Source organism: Rhodococcus sp. P4_B6, assembly GCF_056402215.1.
On the sequence record NZ_JBFUHV010000173.1, the window covers coordinates 1 to 18,546 of the forward strand.

17 protein-coding genes and 3 pseudogenes are annotated in these 18,546 nt (G+C 65.1%); 15 read left to right on the forward strand and 5 right to left on the reverse strand.

The window, feature by feature from the left end:
- From AC1DWT_RS41830 to AC1DWT_RS41850, 5 genes and pseudogenes are all read left to right on the forward strand, one after another.
- Nucleotides 1-384: PDDEXK nuclease domain-containing protein (locus tag AC1DWT_RS41830; protein ID WP_477925199.1), on the forward strand; the 384-nt coding region annotated here is incomplete at its 5' end.
- A 23-nt stretch (nt 385-407) separates the two neighbouring features.
- The gene (locus tag AC1DWT_RS41835) at nt 408-629 is read left to right on the forward strand and encodes a hypothetical protein (protein ID WP_061043490.1); all 222 of its coding nucleotides are present in this window, start codon (nt 408-410) and stop codon (nt 627-629) included.
- A 155-nt stretch (nt 630-784) separates the two neighbouring features.
- Nucleotides 785-2,461: a ribbon-helix-helix domain-containing protein gene (locus AC1DWT_RS41840; protein WP_477925201.1), complete on the forward strand. Its 1,677-nt coding sequence runs from the start codon at nt 785-787 to the stop codon at nt 2,459-2,461.
- Between the two features lie 46 nt (nt 2,462-2,507).
- Nucleotides 2,508-2,822, forward strand: coding sequence for a hypothetical protein (locus AC1DWT_RS41845; protein ID WP_061043488.1), 315 nt, complete (start codon nt 2,508-2,510; stop codon nt 2,820-2,822).
- 114 nt (nt 2,823-2,936) lie between these two features.
- Nucleotides 2,937-3,283 (forward strand): annotated as a pseudogene (locus AC1DWT_RS41850) (histone-like nucleoid-structuring protein Lsr2).
- A 385-nt stretch (nt 3,284-3,668) separates the two neighbouring features.
- On the opposite strand, the pseudogene AC1DWT_RS41855 reads toward AC1DWT_RS41850, so the two are convergent.
- Both AC1DWT_RS41855 and AC1DWT_RS41860 read right to left on the reverse strand, forming a co-directional pair.
- Nucleotides 3,669-4,600, reverse strand: a pseudogene (locus AC1DWT_RS41855) (phosphatidylserine/phosphatidylglycerophosphate/cardiolipin synthase family protein).
- A 658-nt stretch (nt 4,601-5,258) separates the two neighbouring features.
- On the reverse strand, nt 5,259-5,864 hold the full coding sequence (locus tag AC1DWT_RS41860) for a chymotrypsin family serine protease (protein WP_061045169.1): 606 nt from the start codon (nt 5,862-5,864) through the stop codon (nt 5,259-5,261).
- Nucleotides 5,865-6,352: 488 nt separating this feature from the next.
- Here AC1DWT_RS41860 and AC1DWT_RS41865 point away from each other — a divergent pair, with 488 nt between their 5' ends.
- From AC1DWT_RS41865 to AC1DWT_RS41890, 6 genes and pseudogenes are all read left to right on the forward strand, one after another.
- Nucleotides 6,353-6,508 (forward strand): hypothetical protein, encoded by a 156-nt coding sequence (locus AC1DWT_RS41865; RefSeq protein ID WP_156517611.1) that lies wholly within the window; start codon nt 6,353-6,355, stop codon nt 6,506-6,508.
- Nucleotides 6,509-7,890: 1,382 nt separating this feature from the next.
- Nucleotides 7,891-8,031, forward strand: a complete 141-nt coding sequence (locus AC1DWT_RS41870; RefSeq protein WP_009476098.1) for a hypothetical protein — start codon at nt 7,891-7,893, stop codon at nt 8,029-8,031.
- A gap of 164 nt (nt 8,032-8,195) precedes the next feature.
- The gene (locus AC1DWT_RS41875; RefSeq protein WP_477925205.1) at nt 8,196-8,474 is read left to right on the forward strand and encodes a hypothetical protein; all 279 of its coding nucleotides are present in this window, start codon (nt 8,196-8,198) and stop codon (nt 8,472-8,474) included.
- An 812-nt stretch (nt 8,475-9,286) separates the two neighbouring features.
- The gene (locus AC1DWT_RS41880) at nt 9,287-9,475 is read left to right on the forward strand and encodes a hypothetical protein (protein WP_477925207.1); all 189 of its coding nucleotides are present in this window, start codon (nt 9,287-9,289) and stop codon (nt 9,473-9,475) included.
- Between the two features lie 228 nt (nt 9,476-9,703).
- Nucleotides 9,704-10,369 carry a ScbR family autoregulator-binding transcription factor gene (locus tag AC1DWT_RS41885; protein WP_477925209.1) on the forward strand — a complete coding sequence of 222 codons (666 nt, stop codon included), beginning with the start codon at nt 9,704-9,706 and terminating at the stop codon, nt 10,367-10,369.
- Between the two features lie 130 nt (nt 10,370-10,499).
- Nucleotides 10,500-10,738: pseudogene (locus tag AC1DWT_RS41890) on the forward strand (hypothetical protein); the annotation flags it as partial.
- Between the two features lie 911 nt (nt 10,739-11,649).
- Here the strand turns inward: AC1DWT_RS41890 and AC1DWT_RS41895 are convergent.
- The 3 genes from AC1DWT_RS41895 to AC1DWT_RS41905 all read right to left on the reverse strand — a co-directional run bounded on the left by AC1DWT_RS41895 (nt 11,650) and on the right by AC1DWT_RS41905 (nt 13,350).
- On the reverse strand, nt 11,650-11,874 hold the full coding sequence (locus AC1DWT_RS41895; protein WP_061045166.1) for a hypothetical protein: 225 nt from the start codon (nt 11,872-11,874) through the stop codon (nt 11,650-11,652).
- Between the two features lie 493 nt (nt 11,875-12,367).
- On the reverse strand, nt 12,368-12,982 hold the full coding sequence (locus AC1DWT_RS41900) for an Rv1733c family protein (RefSeq protein WP_477925218.1): 615 nt from the start codon (nt 12,980-12,982) through the stop codon (nt 12,368-12,370).
- A 2-nt stretch (nt 12,983-12,984) separates the two neighbouring features.
- Nucleotides 12,985-13,350, reverse strand: coding sequence for a hypothetical protein (locus AC1DWT_RS41905; RefSeq protein WP_477925212.1), 366 nt, complete (start codon nt 13,348-13,350; stop codon nt 12,985-12,987).
- A 328-nt stretch (nt 13,351-13,678) separates the two neighbouring features.
- Here AC1DWT_RS41905 and AC1DWT_RS41910 point away from each other — a divergent pair, with 328 nt between their 5' ends.
- From AC1DWT_RS41910 to AC1DWT_RS41925, 4 genes are all read left to right on the forward strand, one after another.
- Nucleotides 13,679-13,996, forward strand: coding sequence for a hypothetical protein (locus AC1DWT_RS41910; RefSeq protein WP_061045165.1), 318 nt, complete (start codon nt 13,679-13,681; stop codon nt 13,994-13,996).
- A gap of 218 nt (nt 13,997-14,214) precedes the next feature.
- Nucleotides 14,215-14,421, forward strand: coding sequence for a hypothetical protein (locus AC1DWT_RS41915; RefSeq protein ID WP_477925214.1), 207 nt, complete (start codon nt 14,215-14,217; stop codon nt 14,419-14,421).
- A 1,080-nt stretch (nt 14,422-15,501) separates the two neighbouring features.
- A complete protein-coding gene (locus AC1DWT_RS41920) occupies nt 15,502-16,773 on the forward strand; it encodes an ATP-grasp domain-containing protein (RefSeq protein WP_477925220.1) in 1,272 nt (423 codons plus the stop codon).
- Between the two features lie 35 nt (nt 16,774-16,808).
- A partial coding sequence (locus tag AC1DWT_RS41925) for a hypothetical protein (RefSeq protein ID WP_477925216.1) occupies nt 16,809-18,546 on the forward strand: 1,738 nt, incomplete at its 3' end.

Below are 18,546 nucleotides of genomic sequence, written 5' to 3' on the forward strand. Positions count from 1 at the left end.
GACGACTTCTACATCGACCTGCTGTTCTTCAACTGGATCCAGGCCCGCTTCGTCGTCGTCGAGCTCAAGGTTGGCCGGTTCGAACCCGAGTACGTCGGCAAGCTCGGCTTCTACGTGTCCTGGATCGACGACAACTTGCGCGACCACAACCAGCACGCGCCGACCATAGGGATTCTGCTGTGCGCCGGACGAAATGACAACGTCGTCCGCTACTCCCTGGCTGGAACAACCGCACCGTTGGCGGTCGCCGACTACACCTACGACACCCTGCCCGCACCGGTTAGGGAACTCGTCCCCACCGATGACGAACTCGCCTCCGCAGTGGGGGAGACCCTCACCCACCTGGCGGAGACCCCCTCACCACGTGCCGACACCGAGCAGTGAACCCGCTCTTGTAAAGTCGTGGCATGACGGAACCTGCGCCGAGCAGCGCCAACAACCAGGCCGAGCGCACAGACACCGTGCGGCCGCAGCACACCGAGAACGGCTTCGGCACCTACGAATGGGACCCCGAGCACGGAATCGTGTTCCGCATGGACCTCGACCAGTTCGGCACCATCGGCGGCGTCCCGGTCAGCCAGTACACCCCGCCGCCTCCGGCCCCGTACACACCGCTCAACCTCTCCTGAGTCGCACACTCCCGCGACCCCCCAGCCCCCGGATGCTGGGGCGCAACGCATTTCGCAGCAACCGGCTCGCTAGGGCGCAGTGACCGATTGTGGCGGCGGGTGGCGCCGTGGGGTGCGAATCAAGGCCCCCGGACGTACCGGAACAATGGCCGGTGATGAGCGAGACAAACATGGGCCGCGTACCGGTGGGGGATCCGATCCCGGTCCGGTTCGATCCGACCACCAAACAACGCCTCGAGGAGCTGGCCGCCGGCATCGGCCCGCGCCGATTCGGGGCGCTGGTGCGGGTGGCCGCAGGACGGCTTCTCGCCGACCCCGACCGTGTGCCCGAAGCCCTGAACCAGGCCCGCCGGGCCTCCGCCGACGCCCGCCGCATCACGTGGGCGGAAAGACCCCTCGACCTCGACCCCGCCACCAACACTCGCCTCAACCAACTCGCCCACGAGTTCCACACCGACCGCAGCGCGATCGTCCGCGTCGCACTGCACCGCTTCCTCGCCGCGGCGGGCCGATTCCGCCACCCGGTGCTCCGCGAAGACACCCGCACCGATCTGACCTGCCGCACCCGCGTGTACCTCAACCGCTCCACGCTGGTCCGCCTCGAGAAGCTCACCGCCCGCAACGGCGACGCCCTCACCGCCGCAGCGATCCGGGTCGCGGTACGCCGACTCCTCGACGACCCGGGAGACCTCACCGCCGACCTAGCCACGATCGGCGCCGCCCGCGACCTGACCCCGGAAACCCTGGGCCCGCGCACGAACGTGCACTTCGACGACCACCTACGCGACCAACTCGACGCCCTTGCCGGTCGGCTCGACTCCGACCGCGCCGAACTCATGCGCCTGGCCGCCCGCCAGCTTCTGGCGAACCCGCACGACCTCGAGAAGGCGGTGACCGAGGAGATCTACCGCGGCGACGCCAACCGGGCCAAACTCCTCGCCCGAAACATCCGCCGCCAGCAGGCCGCTGACCAGGCCACCGCCGCGCCCGCCGTCCGCAAGGCGCCGAGCCCGCAAGGCAACCCATTCGGGCGCCGGCACGTCTTCCGGTTCGACGAGGACACCAAACGCCGCCTCGAGGAGCTAGCGGACGAGTACGGTCCCCGCCGGCTCTCCGCACTGCTCCGCGTCGGGATCCGCAGACTGATCGGATCCCCGCACGCCGATGTCGACCTCGCGCAGGCCCGCCGAGTGGCCGCCCAGGCACGGTCTCTGCCGCACGACCCGGTCACCCTGAAACTGGACTCGCCGACGGCGGCCCGCTTCCGCGCCCTGGCCGCCCGCTACGAGGCGTCGCCGCGGGACCTGGTCGTGGTCGCGGTGCACCGCTTCCTCGCCGCCCCTGGCAACTACCGGTCGGCGCTGATCAGCGAGGCCGGCGCCGTTGGGCTCGACGAGAAGTTCAAGGTGTCGATTCGCCCATCCGCACGCCGCGACATCGAGCGGCTCGCGGACCGGCACGGCACCCGGTTGAGCTCGGCGTTGGTGCGGGTTGCGGTGCGCCAGCTCCTGGACAACCCTGGCGACCTCACGGGCGACCTGGAGACCGTTGCGCCGGTGCACGACCTGCGACCGCCACCGCCCGCCGTCCGGGTCAACGTCGCCCTCGACGACGAACTCCTCGTGCACCTCGACGCCCTCGCCGAACGGCTCGGCTCGGACCGTCAGGAATTGGTGCATCTGGCGGCCAAACGCATCCTCCGCTTCCATCACAACATCGAAAACCGGATGCTCGACGAGATGTTCCGCGCCCAGAACAACCGGAAGCACCTGCTGGCCAAGCATGCCCGCCGCGAGAAGATTCGTCGGACAGGCCGCGGCAGCGACACCTGACCTGCGAGAATGGGCGGGGGTCGGGCTCGCACCACCGGAGGACCCCATGTCACGGTATCTGCGCCTCGCCCTCGTCGCGTCCACGGTGGCCGCCGCCCTGTCCCTGACCGTGGCACCCGCACACGCGGCACCATCGCCGGACCCGCCGAGGTGCACCGTGCAACGGTTCATCCTCGGTGCGATGTCGACGTGTGCCCCGGGTTCGGCGAACACCCACCAAGTGGAGATGGTGTGCTGGATCTTCGGATTCCCCGCCAACGTGCACTACGCCTGGGGACCGGAGGTGCCCACCTTCCTGCCCTCGATCGCGCTCTGCCCGCCTCTGAGCTACGGGTTCACCGCTAACTTGCATACCCGATAGCGCCGGTGCACCCCTTGAACTGCGGAATGGCACGTCCCCTGGGTCGGTCCCCCCGATCGGCCGCCGCCAGTAGGGTTCTGCCTGCTGTATCGAGACGTGAGAGATCGGGGAACTGTGGCGCGCAAGGTAGTTGTCGAACTGGTCGACGACATCGACGGAACCGTCTTCGGTGAGGACGGGGAGAGCATCACCTTTTCCGTCAACGGGGTGGGCTACGAAATTGATCTGAAAGGCAAGCACGCCAGCAAGTTTCACAAGCAGATCGGATTCTTCATCGAGCACGCCACCCGGGTCGGTGGCCGCAAACGACGCTCCGATCGTTTCGTCGTCGCAGACGCCCCGGTGCGGCGGCGCGGGAACTCCAAGGAGATCCGCGCCTGGGCGGTCGAACAGGCTACGAAATCTCTTCGCGCGGGCGCATTCCGGCCGACATCGAGCAGGCGTTCCAAGACGCGCACTGACACCGCTGCGGCGTACGGCGTGCACCGCGACCCTGAGGCCTGTGCCAGCCTGCACGTTGAATTCTTCTCAGCCCCTGCCGCAATGGGGACATGTCATCTCCCCAGGTTGATGAGTCAATTCGGCCTCCAGTCCGGTGCTGGGGGTGATTTCACGGGCGGGTGAGTGATTCGGGCATATGAACGAAGTCCGCTTCCATCCTGATTCAGATATGACGAGAAGATACCGGCGCAGCCCATGTCGGGTTGTGACGGCGCGGGGACGGGATTGCGTGGGCCACCAGGCTGGACAGGCGATGCACACCGGAGTAAATCCGCGGCGATGTTGGTGCGCTGATCATGTGGGGACATGTCGTTCCCGCTGGTAAAAGCCAGTATTGGCAATATGTCAGAGGTTCCAGAGCTGGAGCAGAGCGGTCCGCAGGCTGGGGGAGGCGATCCGGTGGTCGGCTCGTAGGCGGGGGTTGGGGTGTCGGAGGTCGGCGAGGGTTTGTTCGGCTTCCGGCACCGGGATGGGGAGAGGTCGGTGCGGCTGCGCAGGAGATGACCGATGGCGCCGTGGGCGTGGGGGATCGCGATCGCCTCGGAATCCACCACGGCCGGTGGGTGGATCCATTCGCTGTCGGCGGTGACGAAGACCGGGACGTCACCATGCGTGAGGCGGGTGTCGGTCTTGTCGTGGTGGAACCATTCGAGCTGGTATTTCGCGGCCGGCCCGGCCGGGGCGCGGTGGTGGCGGGTCTGGGCGGCCCAGGTGCGGTGTTCGGTGGGACTGGGTTCGTATTCGGCGATGTGCCGCAGAAACATTCGGGCGACATTGGCGGGCAGGAAGCCGGGATCGGCTTGCCCGCGGCCGCTGACGCCGGGGATCGGCACCGCCCGCCCGATCTGCCATTGCGCGGTGGCGTTGTCGAGGAACGGCTGGTCGACCTCGGTGATTCCCTCGATGCCGTCGATGAAGGCCCGCACGGAGGTGGCGATGTCGGGATCGTCGGTGATGACCACGGCCTCATCCGCGATGGTGGAGCTGTGGGAGCCGATGACCGCCCGCCGGTCGGTGGTGATGACGTTGGCGTGCAGGTTCGGTGACGACAGCACCCGCACCCCGGCGCGACGTAGTAGGCGAGCGCGATCGGGGAGGTCAGGTGTGCGCGGACGGCGGCGCGGGCGGCGTTGACGACGAGGACGTCCCCGGCGCGCAGCGGTAGCAGGGTGGGGGCGTCCTGGCCGAGGTGGGCGATCGCGGCGCGGCGGGTTCCGCGCGTGCGGATCGCGGGTGATGTGCGGCCACGGACTCGGCCCGTCGAAGGTTGTCCCCATACCTGTCGAGCATCTGCCGATGAATGGCAGGCTGCCCGGTCTGGCCCGTCGGCACTATTGCAACCACCATCTTCGGTGGTCCCTGTACGCCTGCCAAGCTCTGGCCCGGGCCAGCGGATGGCCGTTAGTAGTTTTCCGCCCGCGAACTTGTGGATCGGGGTGCGCCGACGTCGTAGAACACCGGTGTCACCCGCAGAGAAGGACTGATCACCCTGCACGAAGGGAAGTAACGGCCGGCCATGTGGGGTTTCGGCTGTCGACTGGTCATCGAGGTCAGGCGAACTACAGACACGACAACCGGAAACCGACATGGAAACGCGGATGTCGATTGCCATTCGACCTGAGGCACGAACGCGCCGGCCGGACCTGCGGTGCAGACGGACGCCGCCGCTGAACACCGGCACGAACTCCTGCCTGTCGAACTCGAGCGTGTGTGCATATTCGACATCGTCGTTGTCGGGATGTCGGACGTATGATCGACGGACCGCCGGGGCGCCCACGCGGAAGGATGTCCAATGGACAATTGGTGGCTGTATTACAGTCCGTTTCCCCAACCTGTCCGAGAGTGGCTGTGGCTGATTGTGCAGCAGATCTGGTAGCCCGCTGACGGTCCTGGATGTCCACCTCCTGCTGTCCTCGTGGCAAGTCTGCGTCGATATCAGTTGTTGGTGACGATGAAGCCTTTCCCGACGGGGTTGGGTTGGGCGTTGATGCCGTCGAGGACGGCAGTGAACTTGATGTACTCGAACGCGAACAGCGCGGTGTCGAATCCGCGGACCATGCCCACGATCTCGGTGTTGTTCTGAAGTACGGGTCCACCGGAGTCGCCACCGCCTGATTGGGCGTTGCTGTAGAAGCGTGTGGTGTTCTGCGCGGTGATTGACCCGCAGTGGAGGCCGGTGCCGGCCCCGTCCTTGCAGTGGGGACCGATCGGGTTGGGGGAGCCGATTCCGTCGACGCGGGCACTGGGACCATTCGATGTGAGTACCGCGTCAGCGTTGAGGTAGAGGACCACCCAGTCGACGCCGGTCCCGCCGCCGGGACTGCGGTACGCGATGTTGCCGATGTGTTCCCGCGGTCCGGTCGGCGCATAGCGGTAGACGGGTGCACCGTCGGGTGTGCCGTCGACGCAGTGGGCGGCGGAGATGCCGATCTTGTTGCCGAGCGAGTCGGTACCGACGACGCCCATCGTGCAGAACTCGATGATGCCGGGCGGGTGCGGCACCGGGTTCAGGTCGTCGGTCCATGCGATGCCGTTGGACACGAGACCGGTGGCTGATGCCGCCGGCGCGTTGACAAGGAATGCGCCGAGGGTGACTGCGAGACACGCAACATACCCGTAAAGCCTTCTCAATGTGTTCTCTCTTCTTCGCGGCACCGAGGAGCTATCTGTAAGCCGCTCTTTCTGGTGGCCGAGCTGGGCTCGACGTGACGACTTCTTCACGGCTGACTGTCGGGGTCCGGAAGCAGCGGGACTCCGTCCCGCCGGCCGCCATTGACGTCAGGCTCGGCCTTCGACAAGGCCGTCAGGGCACAGGGATGGTTCGGAAGAACGGTGCGGTCGGCGGCAGCCCACGCGGATCGGTCGTGGGATTGGCGACGAATAGAACCGCACCAACAGCGGATTCGGCTCGCCCGCAATCATCCGGTCATTGCGGACGCGGATCTTGCTCCTGGGCACCCGGTGCGAGGGAGTCGTCGACCCGGGCGTACATCCGACGGTCCGATCGATCGAGCGCGACGATCGCGCCCGTGACTGGGGTGAAGTCGGTGCCGTCCAACTGGGGACAGCTCGATGACGGTCCACGCCACGATCGCGGCGTTCCGGACGAGGGAACCTTGCTCAGTTCGGTGCTGCGGCACGACGAGCACGTGGACGCGTCGGCGCCGAGCATGGTGTGGCACTGATCGCAGTGGCGGATGGTGATGAAGTCGCGTGCGATGAGGGGGAGTGGTGGGAGCTGATCGCGGTGGAGCTGATTGTGCATCGGGGGCCTCGACTTGCAGGGTTCGGGGGTTGTTCGACTCCCAGGCTCCTCGCGTGAGGTTCATCCGACGACGGTAGAACGACCGATAGTCATACCTGTTTTCGTGCCCGGGGTTGTCCGTAGGGTCAGGATCCGCATGGCCTGGGTCGTGGATCTGACCGGGTCCGGGCGTCCCGGATCACGCGGGCATGGTCGTCCACGTGCGACCCCTCGGGGTATCTTCACGCTCGTCGTCGGTCGCCGCGATCCTCGCCGCGAACCCGGATGTCGATGGCGTGCAACATCGGCCGAGAACACCTCGCCTGGATGTTGGCCGATGACACGGCCGCACACACCCACCCCGCCGTCACCACCGCCGGAGTACGAATCGAAACCGTCTGCCCAATTCGTGTGAAGGGGCGACGAGAATATGCATGGAAATAGGCGAACGAGACTGGGGCGAGAGGCGACTCGCTCCGAGGGTGACACGTGAGCCGTGGGCCGCCGCGTCAACAGGTGCGAACAGCGGCGGTGACACGCTTGATGTGTTGTGGCGCAGCCAAGCGCAGCCCCCGCCAACGATGTAGATCAGCTGGCAGGGGCGCTACACGGACAGTCTGCACGTAGGAACGAGCAGCGCACAATTGATCTTCGTGAGCCGGAGCATGGAAGTCCAGGGAGTGTGATCCATGCCATTGCACAATTTTCGCACCTCCGGATTACCGACCAGTAAGTGCGATTTCATGTCTTCTTTCACTGTGTGCGATCCGGCGGCAGTCTCTCGGTCAGGGTCGGCGCGAGCCGGCGACGGGGGTGGTGCCGCCGGACCCGATGAGTTCTGCTTCGCCACAACAGTGCCGGCGGACTTCGGCATCGAGTGATCGAGCGACAAGCTTGTATCGTCCACTGGTTGTTCTGTGCTGCAGCGTGTCCGGGCGTAGTCGTAGCTGTTCTGTGCAATGAGTATGTGTGGCGAGCCGCTCACTGCCGTGGACGCGAACGCCCGACGGCCCGGTCGGTCCACTGCTGGTGGGCTGGTTGGAAAACCTCGCACGATTTGTGCTGGTGTCGCGAAATGCTTGGCCAGGCATGGTTCGGATGCCGACCATGTGATGTAGAACACAGGCGAATTTGTGGGAGAAGGCTGGTGCTCGGGGGCGTTCGGTTGCAACCCTAGTTCGAGACCCAAAGCTCCAGACCTAATTTCGGGTATGGGTGTAGGTAGTTCGGCCAATGTGCAGGTGTCGAAGTCGGTCCAAAGTGGCTGGTGCGCGTCGTCGACGTGGCAGTCGAGAATTATCTGCACGTGAGAGAAGAGTTGTCATGGCACGGATCGCCGAAAACTTGGGTACAAATCTGCTGAATACGTTGCGGGTCGGTGTGGTTGGCACTGTTCTGTACGCCGGGCTCATCATGGGCGTGGTCGTGGTGGCAGTGTGGAAGTTCCCGATGCCCGGCGTATAGGCCCGCTACCACTCCTGGTCCTGCGCCGATGCCGGCGGGTGAAACACTCGGTGGCAGTTCGGCGATAGAGCTGACAGGGGCGTGGTTGTGCCCGTGGCTCCGCGTAACCGGTGAACAACGCGCGATACCCGTGACGGGCCCTGTTTGCTGTGGAAGGGACGTTGATGTTCGGGACGGGCGTAGGTCTCATGGTTGCTCTGCTGGTGGTGACACTTCTGGTGGTGCCCGTCTCGTTCGGTGTGGCGGCACGAGCGGACGCGAAGGTCCGCCGCCTTGCGGAGTCCCGGGCGTCCCACTCGAATCCGGGGGGCTCGGTAGCTGTCGCGGATGTGGACGAGCGGTGCGATCGGTGGCGGCAGCTGGCGACGCGGGCGTGGTTGATCTGCGGCGGCGCCTCGCTGGTCGCAGTAGCGGTCGTGGGTGTCCTGATCTGCGTCGGGTGAAGCCGACGACGTAAGCCGGGAGTGCGCGCGTCGGTGCGGGGCGGACTGAGCCCTCGATGCCGAGCCTGCACCTGAAGGATCAACGTAATCTGAAACCATTTCGACCGCTGTGACATACGCGCCGGAGGCCGCCCGAGACGCAGTCACGCGCAGGTGAGCCGAAGCGGCCCGGTCGGAGTGTAGTCCGCTCCGGCCGGGCCTCGCCGGGACATACAATAGGTACCCGCCGCGTGAAGCCTGACGGCGCTCGTCACGGTGCGCGTCCGGGAGGAGGCGCGCAACGGTCGGGCGGTGCGGATCCGCGTTGGTGTGCCTGGGTGGTGGGCGTCGCTGATGTCTCCTCGGATGTGCTGCGGGCGTGTGAATTTATCGACCGGATCGACGGAGCTCGGCGGAACGGTGTGTGCATCAATCGCTGCTGCCAGTTCAGGTTTGGCTGTCGCCGTGCTGGTTTGGTGACCTGCTCCCTCGTGTTCCGGTGCGAGGAAATGGTAGATCCGCCACCCACCCCAATCGCCCGAGCGTGACCTATGTCACATGCCTTTCTCGGTGGGCCACACTTGCGGCTGGCGGCCGTCGGTTGCAAGCACGTCTGCGTCGGCATCGCGCATCCGAGTGCGGGTGTTGGTTCTGGCAGGACGAATTCGGTGCCTGACCGATCGACTCGCCTGGTGCCGAACTCTGCCCGCCCGGGGAATGAGAGATCGTCGGCGCGTGGTGCGCAGCGCCCGGTGGTGGGTGCGGGTGTGCGAGGTCGGAAGGGCCGGTCTGGACCTCGTGTCAGTGCGGTGTGGTGCGGTTGAATGGGTGGCATGGGGTCGTCCGCGAGTGAGCAGCTGTGGCAGACGTTGTCCGATTCCGGGTTGGCGTTGGTGTGCGTCCGCGGGCCGCAGAGCCGATGGGCGGATCTGCTCTTGCCCGAAGATCGGTCGGTGGGCGAGCTGGCTTGGCTGGCACGGGACGCCGACGAGATCGCCGAGCAGTGCCGCGACCGCCGATAGCGACACACCCGAGCAGCGACGGCGCTGGAGCTGACCGGGCGGAGCCCACCGAAGAAGTGGCAAGGTGGTCTGTTCTTCGTGTGAGCGGGTGTCGGCGGCTGTGCAGGTGGACGCGGGGTTTTCCAGAGGTGAGGCGCACCGGTGCCGGTGGTAGCGTCGCGCAGGCTGCAAGGGGTGCGATCGAAAGTCATCGGGCTGCAGCGGCGAAGGGCACGGAAGGTGCGGTACATGGTGCAACAGCAACGGGCGGCGGTGACCCGGGCGCAGATCGTCCGCGGGGCAGCGGAAATGTTCGACAAGTCCGGGTTCGAGGGCGCCAGTCTCGTCGAGATCCTCGAGGCGGCGGGCATGACGAAGGGGGCGTTGTATTTTCATTTCCGGTCCAAGGAGGACTTGGCCCGGCACATCATCGCCGAGCAGCACCGGATCTCCATCTCCGCGGTGCAGGCCATCGCCGCGCAGGAGGCGTCGGCGATCGAGCAAATCGTGATGCTCTGCCACGAGATGGCCCGGCAGATCGTGCAGGATCCGATCGTGCGGGCCGGGATCCGCATCACCCTCGAGCTCAGCGCCGACGACCGTGGCCCCGCGGGCCCGTACTGGGATTGGATCGCCGCCTGTCAAGCGTTGGCGGCCCGCGCGGTCGCCGAGGGCGACCTTGTCGACACTATCGACCCGCCGACGTTCGCGCGGTTCGTCATCGGTGCGTTCACCGGGGTCCAGACCCTGTCTCAGGTCCTGACCCATCGCGTGGATCTCGAGCAGCGGGTGGACGAGATGTGGGGGTTCCTGTTGCCGGGGATCATGCCGACCGCCCGGCACTCCGGCATGATGCGGATCCGGGCGGCCCGCACCGATGTTCCCGTCACCGGATCGCCCGGCGGTCAGGATTAGTGCGCTCAGCGCGCCGGAACGACTGCACGTGCTTGCTGCAGACCGGCAAGTGCGCCATCCGCACGCTGGCTGGCGACCGCGGCCGGAACAAGGATGGGATGACTGCCGGGTCGGTGTTCGTGCAGGTCCGATCGCGTGCCGGGTGCTGGTCCGCAGGAGCGCCGCGGCCGATGTCATCGGGGAAATCATCGAGGACCATGCGGCAGTGAGCCGGACCCGGTGGTGGTGGGCACGAGTGGGCGCCGGTGCATCGGTGGGCGGTCGCGGTCGACGATGCACCGGTTGGTCTTTGCCGACACCGAGGGCTTGACCATCGATCGGAGTCTCCACCACCCCCACCGCGGACTGGACCGCGATGTGCCCTCTCCTCGGTGTGGGCCGGATTTCACTCGCTGCTGGTTGACCGCAAACTTGTCGTTGCGGAATTGTTATCGGACCGGTATAAATATTCACATCGTGTGCTGTGTGTCACGATTCTCTGAACAATCGAACTGGAGTTACAAAGATGGACCTTGCTTTCTTGGCCGACTTCTTCTCGAACGTCTCCACCCTTCTCGGCGTCCTCGACTTCTTCTCGGGTTCTGCTGGGTCACTCAGCGGCTAGTAGCGCTGGCCAGTAAGTGAACTGGCGCTGCGGTGGCAGAAAGGGGGCCTGAGTTTACCTGCGGCCCCCCTTTCGCTGCACTGGAGCTTCGGGTTGTCTGCGCCGCGCTCGGTTCCTCGGGAAATGCCGTGAATGTCATTTTCCGTGCGGATGGGCCGACCGTTCAAGATCATTTTCTGATCCGGATGCTGACCTATCTCGATTCGGTAACTCGAAACTTTGAGATCCGAATTGTGTGTGTCGTCGAGTCGGGAGAACGCGGGGCTGCCCTCAGCGAGAGGTGCCTCTCGTCGCGTGGCTGCGCGCCGAGGGGTGTCGCGGCGCCTCTCGCGGCGGCCTTACATCCGACGCAGCGACTCGTGCCCTCGTGGCGGCTTAGGGCCTTGCGGTCACGGTCTACGAGGTCGCCGAACTAGACGGCGTTTCGCAGGCAGCCAGTGGCCACGTCCGGGCGTCCAGGCGATGGAAATCGGCTCCCGCACATGGGAATACTCGCGCTGCGAAGATTCGGGGGCGTTGCCTCGGCGGGGCGGCGATCGTCTCTTCGCCCGGCCGTTGCGCCCGTCGGGGTTAACACGTCGTCGCCCAGGCTGGTGGCCGGCACGTACGACACTTCTTGTTCCTCAAGCCAGGTTCGCAGGGACTTCATCTGACCGTCGGCCTTGTCCGCGGTGAGCTACGAGAACGGCATTTCCTCGTCGAGCGTGCGTTCGATCATGTTCTGCGCCAATACGGTTTTGGCCGCGCGCTCGGCATCGGCACCGATGCGGACGGCACGGCAACGGCCTTGATCGGCGGTCCACGATTCGCCGAAGATGGAGCTCGAGTTCTGAATACGGTGTGTCTGGTCGTCGTCGCCGCGGCGCTTGTGGTGTGGGCGATCGGTGATTCGACCGCCCACGACTTGCCTGTGAAGAATGCTCCGTTGACCAGCGGGGAGGGAATGTCCCCTTTTTGTGAGGGATGTGGCCGCGCGGTTAGCGGCTGTCTCGACGTCGCCGGTCGGCGCACAATTCTCAAGGCCCCTGCTCGGGGCAGGATGAGACTCGTGAGCGACCGGGCTGCAGTCGACCTCGAGCGTGAACTCGCGATGCTCGCGTTCGTTCGTGGTCGTCTCTGGGCGTCGGAGGGCGATGATGTCCGTAGTCCGACCACCGCTCGATCAGGTTCTCGACGGGCTGAGCAGTCTCGCACGGTCGCCGCGGGTCCCGAGCTGATCTGCGCGCCATGCGGGGGGTTGTGATGACAGTTCGTTCCATGTGACTTGTACGCAACGGCGCTTGACCATCGCGTCGGCACAACCGGGAGCCGGTCGGTGTCTCCGGCCTTGACCGCCCGTGGAATGCGGGGGCAGTCCGCCCGACAGGGGATGGAGTACGCGACGTCGCTCGAGGCTATCTCGGTGGCCTGTCGAACTGTTTCCACTCCTGTGCCCAGCGCCGCAACCGGTTTCGGTGGAACAGTCGCTGTGCGAGGGCTGCAATCAGCAGGACGGCGCCGGCGGTAAGTGCCCAGAGGCCGCAGGCGGCGGTCACGGCGAGGGCGGTGTTTTCGCGACTGTCGGGGATGGGGCCGGTGAGGTTTCCGTCGGCGTTGACGCTGATGGTGATGGTCTGGCCGGCCTGCGCGGGCGTGTCGGTGGGGACGGCGGCGGTGCGTTCCCCGTTCGGTGTGGTCCAGCGGGCGCGGGCGGTGTTCTGGGTGCCGACGGGGCGGATCGAATATTCGGGGGTGTCGGGTACGGGATAGGTGTCCTCGAGCAGGACTGCGGGTACGTGGTGGACGCCGGCGCTCAGCGTGTGGGTTTGATGTTCGAGCCGGGTATGGGTCGCGGTGCCGAAGGCGCCGGCAACGGGGATCAGTAGCAGAACTACGGCCGCGGTGAGCAACACGATGGTGGCCTCGAGGCGGTCGCTGGGGCGCATCAGGTGGTTGCGGCTCCACGGGCGCAGCCGCCACCACCGGATCGGCGCGGCCACGGGCACCGGTGCCGGTTCCTCTCGACGCATGGTCACCTCCAGCAGGATCTCTGCTTCCCCTCCCTTCGATTGTGCGACGAAATCGAAAGGCGGTGTTTTTCCACGGTTGCTCCGTGAGCCTGAGGAGCCTCACCGGGGGTGTTCAGGCGGAGCGCATTGGGGATGTAGTTCTCGACTGCCTTGCCTATGAGTTCGCTGGGCGTGCTTTGCTGGCGCTGAGCGAGTTCGTCGGGTGTGTTGCTCAGTGGCAGCCGCAGTCGGTCTTGCGGTGTGGGGGAGCGCGCGTTCGAGTCCGGCGTGCTGAGGAAGGGGCGGCTGCCGCCGGCCGTCTCGCGCAGGTCCAGGCCGACGGCGGCGTTGCCGCGCGTGGCGGTGGCCGAGTCCGTCGTCAGCGTCATGTCGTGCTCGGCCTGCGACCGGTGGCTGCACCTTCGCGGTCGCCGCGCGAATGGGAAGCTGGGGTGCAGGTAGCGGCCGCCGACCTCGTCTCCGGCGATGTCACCGCGTTCGCGCAACCGACTGGCGGGCTGCGCCGGTTGCTGTCGTGCGAACGCAGCGCGTCGGTTGTGTGTTGGGCGCATCTGGGTTGCCGCCGACGGCACCGTAACGGCGGCTGCTGCAGCTGTCCGTGCGCGGGCGGTGTTCGTGCAGGTCGGGTCGCGTACCGGGCCGGTCGGTCCTTATGCTCGATCTCGGGAGTGTCGCCGAGCGAAGAGGTGCATCAATATGGCCCGAAACAGTGGCAATCGGCCGGTCGGTGGCCCGGAGTTGACGGTCGGTGTCCGGGTGTTGGTCCGCAGGAGCGCCGGGGCCGATCTCACCGGTGACGTTGTCGAGGATTATGCGGCGGTGACCGACCCGGGCGGCGGTGGGCACGAGTGGGCGCCGGTGCATCGGTGGGCGGTCGCGCTCGACGACGGGCGGCTGGTTTTTGCCGACACGGAAGACCTGACGATCGATCCGGGCTCCTACCGCTCCGCCCCGAACCCGAACCCGAACCCGGGTTCGGGCGTGCGGACGCCCGGCAGGCACCGGGGAGAATGATCGGCGGCAGCCGCGTCGTGGCCGGTACTGGGAGGCGTCAAACATCATGCACGAATTACGCTAGCAGTCAGTCGATTACATGAATGACGCGGATGAGGTCCAGAAGGCGCTACGTCGATCTCAGCGCATGATCTGTCGGGCATGCCTGAGCCGCGCCTGACGTCTCTTGCGCCGTGGGTGTTGTTCGAAACTGAATTTTCAGGCTTACCGTGTCCGGTATGAGAGGTGATGAGGCTGCGGCCGAGGAAAACTCGTCATGCGGCCGGCTCCGGGGCGAAGCCGATACACCGCGCGCGACGGAAAGCCACGACCCGGTGATTACGGACTCGATATTGGTTGCGGGCCGGGATGATTCGCTGGGCTCGCTCGCCGAAACGGCCGGGCTCTACTGGCAGATTGTGGCGTCGACCCGTCCGCTCCGATGATCGACTACGCCTGCGCGGCTCGGTTGCGACACCGAGTATGGGCATGGGCATGGGCATGGGCATTGCAGCCGGCATCGGCGGGGGTGGTGCAGACATTGTGGGCCTGATCTATTCCGAGTCGGACTGGTTCTCGGGTAACGCGTCCCTCTCGGCCGCACTGCGAGTCGGTGCATCGTTTCCTGCACCCCGTTGTACATTTTCGTAGCCTGATCCGTTTCCCCGAACACGATCCCTCGCCGGCCGACGCCGGCTTCTGGGATCGGTGGGCGTCCCCGGACGCGCCGGTCCGTTGTGCGCCCGGCCCAGACCCAGTTGCGTACGGTCTCGCGGCTCACGCCCAGGTCGCCGCCGATGCCCTTGAAGGGTGTCGCTCGGGTCGGATAGGTACAGCCCCGACGGCATCGGCCTTGAACCCTGCCTTGTATGCCTTCATCACCATCAGTGACATCGCTTCCTCTGGGCCCCTCACGAACCCGTGCCGAGGATGTCCTCACTCAGTCGGAACACTCTGATACGCAGGTGCAACAGACCCCGTCGAGCGTTCTGCGGCCCACGTTGCGGCGTTGGTGGCGGTGATGATGGCCGCTGCCTCCTGCAGCGCACCGCAGTACACGGACGCGAACATCGAAACACTGGCCTCGAATGCAGTAGGAACCGTGTCGCTCGGCGACCGCGCGGTCGAAACCTTCCGTGGTCGGACCCTGGTGTTCGTCTTCGACGAGAGCGGAAACGTCCTCGGCCGTTGGAAAACGGACGCATCGGCGGCAACCAGGTGGTGCCTTACACCACAACGTCGTCACCGCATGCTGCCATGCAGTGACCACACACACCGACACCGCCGCATCGATACCCCTCTCACCGAGCACACCCCATGCATCGATCTGAAACAACCCAAACAACGTCTCGGCTGGTCAGGCCGGTGTGAGACGGCACTGAACCGGTGTGGGAACGGGCCGACAACCGCCTGCAGGTAGCCTTCACTGCATGGATGCGGTGAAGATCGACGCAATCGAGCGTTACCGCGCTGTCAACGACGCTGCGGCCACGCCCGAATTCCGTCTGCCCGCTCATGCGTTCCGAATGCCTTTCGAGAGGAGCAGAGAGTTGTCGGTATCGAAGCCCGAATCGAAAACCAGAAACCCAGAGAAAGGGTATGTCGCCCTTCTGGGTTGGAGTTTGAATGCTATCGAAGCTGTTGACCGTTTCGACAGGCGATATCTCGTCGTCGCGCCCGATTGGGCCGAAGATTATTGCAAGGAACACGGAATTCCGTATGTGCCGTGGAATTTTGAGCGATTGAACGATCGTTCCATGGRGATCGCCGAGACGCTGAAGGAGAAAGGTGTCGACGTCGCGATCCCACTGTTCGAGGAGACCGTCGAGTGGGCGGGCGCGATCAACTCCGTTCTTCTCGACAATCCGCGACTCTTCGGCCAGTCTCTGCTGCTGCGCGACAAGGCCTTGATGAAACGTCGCGCCCAACTCGGCGGCATCCGCGTGGGAATCTTCGAGGAAGCCCACGAACGCGACGACGTCATCCGATTCCTCAAGCGAGTCAACCAGACATTGCTCAAGTTGGACGGCGACCCGAACGATCCGATCCATCTCAAAGCCTTCGACAAGGCCGGCAGTCTCGGGCACCGGGTTATCCGCACACCGGACGAGGTCGACACCATCCCGGACGAGGAGTTCCCGGTCTTGATGGAGTCTCATCTGGACGGGTGGGAGTTCGCAGTCGAGGCATGGATTCACAACGGAAAGATCCGCTTCCTCAACATCTCGGAGTACGTGACCCTCGGGTACTCCGTGTTCGTCCCGGCCACACCGGAGTTGGAGAAGTACCGTCCGGAGATCACTCGTCAGATCGAGAAACTGATCAAGACCTTCGACATCGAATTCGGGTTCGTTCATCCCGAGTACTTCGTCACCAGCGACGGAGAGATGTACTTCGGAGAGGTCGCGTACCGTCCGCCGGGCTTCAAGGTGTTCGAGTTGCTGGAACGTGCCTACGGGTTCAACGCATATCAGGGCCTGGTGCTTGCATTCGATCCCAAAACGACGGAAGAAGAAATCGAGGACTTCTTCCCGAAGGAAGTGGTGGACGCCAAGGGGCATGCCGGCTGCTTCGGTGTCTATCCACGACGACGCGTCGTCAGCCAACTGTGTATGCCAGAGGAGACCGAGGACCACATCTATTTCGAATCCCACGAGCTCACAGCGCCATTGGAAGAGACGGTCACCAAGCGAACTGCATTCGGCACGCACTGGGGACTCCTCCACTTCTTCGGTGACGATCCCTACGAGATGCGTGATCTACTGAAGAAACAGGAAGAACTCGACTTCTACGTTTGAGTCGAGCAGGTCCGTTCATACGTGAGGATCCCCGGTTGAAATCGACCAGCAGCGATACGAATACCGACAGCACGACGTTGGAGAAACGTCTGGCCGGGCTCGACGATGCCACCCGATCGTTGGCAGTGACCCGCGATTTCGGTAAACACGTCAAGCTACGCCCGGTGCTGGACGCCCTGCGTCTGGTTCTGTTGCAGCCGGGGGGCGCCGCAGCGGTGCAGGCGCGCGCGGCGGACCTGGACGAAGCGGGTCTGTTCGTCGGCACCGACTGGGCCGAACCACAGATTCTCATCCCGGCGCTCAGCATCGGAGCATTGAGCAGCGCCAATGCGGACACGGTGGTACTGGAGGCCGTCAACGAATTGCGCCTACTGGCCGTCGCCAAGGGCGAGTATGCGCACCCGTTGATCTCTGCCGAGCAAGCCAGGCACCATCTTTCGCAAGTCCTGGCCGTCAACATGTCGCTGTTATTGACGCCCCCCAGCGAAGCGGAGCGTGAACAACAGGGACGCATGGCGCAGGCGACCCGGGCACTGTTCCGTCATCTGGGACAGGGTGTCGGGTACGACAACATCCTCGAACACCTCGTGGAGGAGATCTGGCGGATCCTGCGGCAGCGGCCCATACAGGTCGATCAGGTCAAGCAGATGATCACACAGATCGCCGTATACAGGAACAGTCCGAACATCGAACCGGGCGCCAGCGGGGTCGGCGCTGATCGTCTGATCAGCAGTCTTTTCGGCACAACGGATGCCTGCCGGGAAGACCCGGGCGTCGATGTCTACCACAGTCGCCTGGAAGCAATGGACAGCAGCGGCCTCCAGTACGAAGCGGCCGGATTCGCGCGCGCAATGCACGACACCGGACTGGTCTCGCCGTACCACGCCGTACTGCTGCGGTACCTGCTCGAAAAAGGGGAGTACCTGATCGGGGAAGCCCTGGGGCTGTCCAGCACCGGCCGCGACTGCCTGCTCTGCTACCACGACCTGGTGCGCAGCCTCATCGACAATGCGGTCCATATCGAGACCGCCCAATGCATCTACGGTCTCGCGTTGATGCTGGAACGGGGCATTCTCTATCAACCGGCCGTCGCCCCAGCCATGTGGCGCCAACTGGCGCAACCACTGTCGGCGTATTCGCGGCAACGCCTGACCCAGGCCTTCGGGCCGACGCTGGACGCTCGGGCTTGGCTGTTGTCCGGAATGCTGTCGATCCTGGGCTTGCCGCTGGGAGTGGGACAAGGCGACAACCCGACGTGCCAGTCGGCGAGGGCGCTGTCTATGTGGGCGTACAACGATCCGGACTACCTGCTCCAAACCCTGGTGTGGGCGGCACGAGACGACGAGATCGTCATGCATTTCGAAGGGCAACCGATATCGTCTCGCGACAGTGCGTCCGGTGTTGCGACCGTGCTGCCAGTCGACCTCGACCCGGTATCGCTGCTCGTCGTGCCGCACCTCGACCGCATCTACGCGGAGATGGGGAGGCGGTGCGCCGACCGCGAAGGCGACCCGCACCGCTGGGTCAACCCGGAGTTCCACGGCTGGTGGTCGGGCCGCGGGTTCCGTATCAACGTGGACGTGCCAACCGGCAAACTGACCGAACTCGACGAGTTCCTGCGTCATTTTTATGCCAGCTATCACCCCTTCTACAACGGCAACCAACCGCTCATTCACCCCCAACCGGCCGGTATCGCTGTCACCGACAGCGCCGCCCGATTCATCGGCTGGCATGCGATCACCGTGCTGCGGGTCAATTTGGATCCGCAAGAGG

Excerpts from the sequence above, each read along its gene's own strand:
- AC1DWT_RS41910 (WP_061045165.1), top strand. The coding sequence starts at position 13,679 with ATGGCCCGAAACAGTGGCAATCGGCCGGTCGGTGGCCCGGAGTTGACG.
- AC1DWT_RS41840 (WP_477925201.1), top strand. The coding sequence starts at position 785 with ATGAGCGAGACAAACATGGGCCGCGTACCGGTGGGGGATCCGATCCCG.
- AC1DWT_RS41880 (WP_477925207.1), top strand. The coding sequence starts at position 9,287 with ATGGGGTCGTCCGCGAGTGAGCAGCTGTGGCAGACGTTGTCCGATTCC.
- AC1DWT_RS41835 (WP_061043490.1), top strand. The coding sequence starts at position 408 with ATGACGGAACCTGCGCCGAGCAGCGCCAACAACCAGGCCGAGCGCACA.
- AC1DWT_RS41870 (WP_009476098.1), top strand. The coding sequence starts at position 7,891 with ATGGCACGGATCGCCGAAAACTTGGGTACAAATCTGCTGAATACGTTG.
- AC1DWT_RS41900 (WP_477925218.1), bottom strand. The coding sequence starts at position 12,982 with ATGCGTCGAGAGGAACCGGCACCGGTGCCCGTGGCCGCGCCGATCCGG.
- AC1DWT_RS41905 (WP_477925212.1), bottom strand. The coding sequence starts at position 13,350 with ATGACGCTGACGACGGACTCGGCCACCGCCACGCGCGGCAACGCCGCC.
- AC1DWT_RS41885 (WP_477925209.1), top strand. The coding sequence starts at position 9,704 with ATGGTGCAACAGCAACGGGCGGCGGTGACCCGGGCGCAGATCGTCCGC.
- AC1DWT_RS41845 (WP_061043488.1), top strand. The coding sequence starts at position 2,508 with ATGTCACGGTATCTGCGCCTCGCCCTCGTCGCGTCCACGGTGGCCGCC.
- AC1DWT_RS41915 (WP_477925214.1), top strand. The coding sequence starts at position 14,215 with ATGAGAGGTGATGAGGCTGCGGCCGAGGAAAACTCGTCATGCGGCCGG.
- AC1DWT_RS41875 (WP_477925205.1), top strand. The coding sequence starts at position 8,196 with ATGTTCGGGACGGGCGTAGGTCTCATGGTTGCTCTGCTGGTGGTGACA.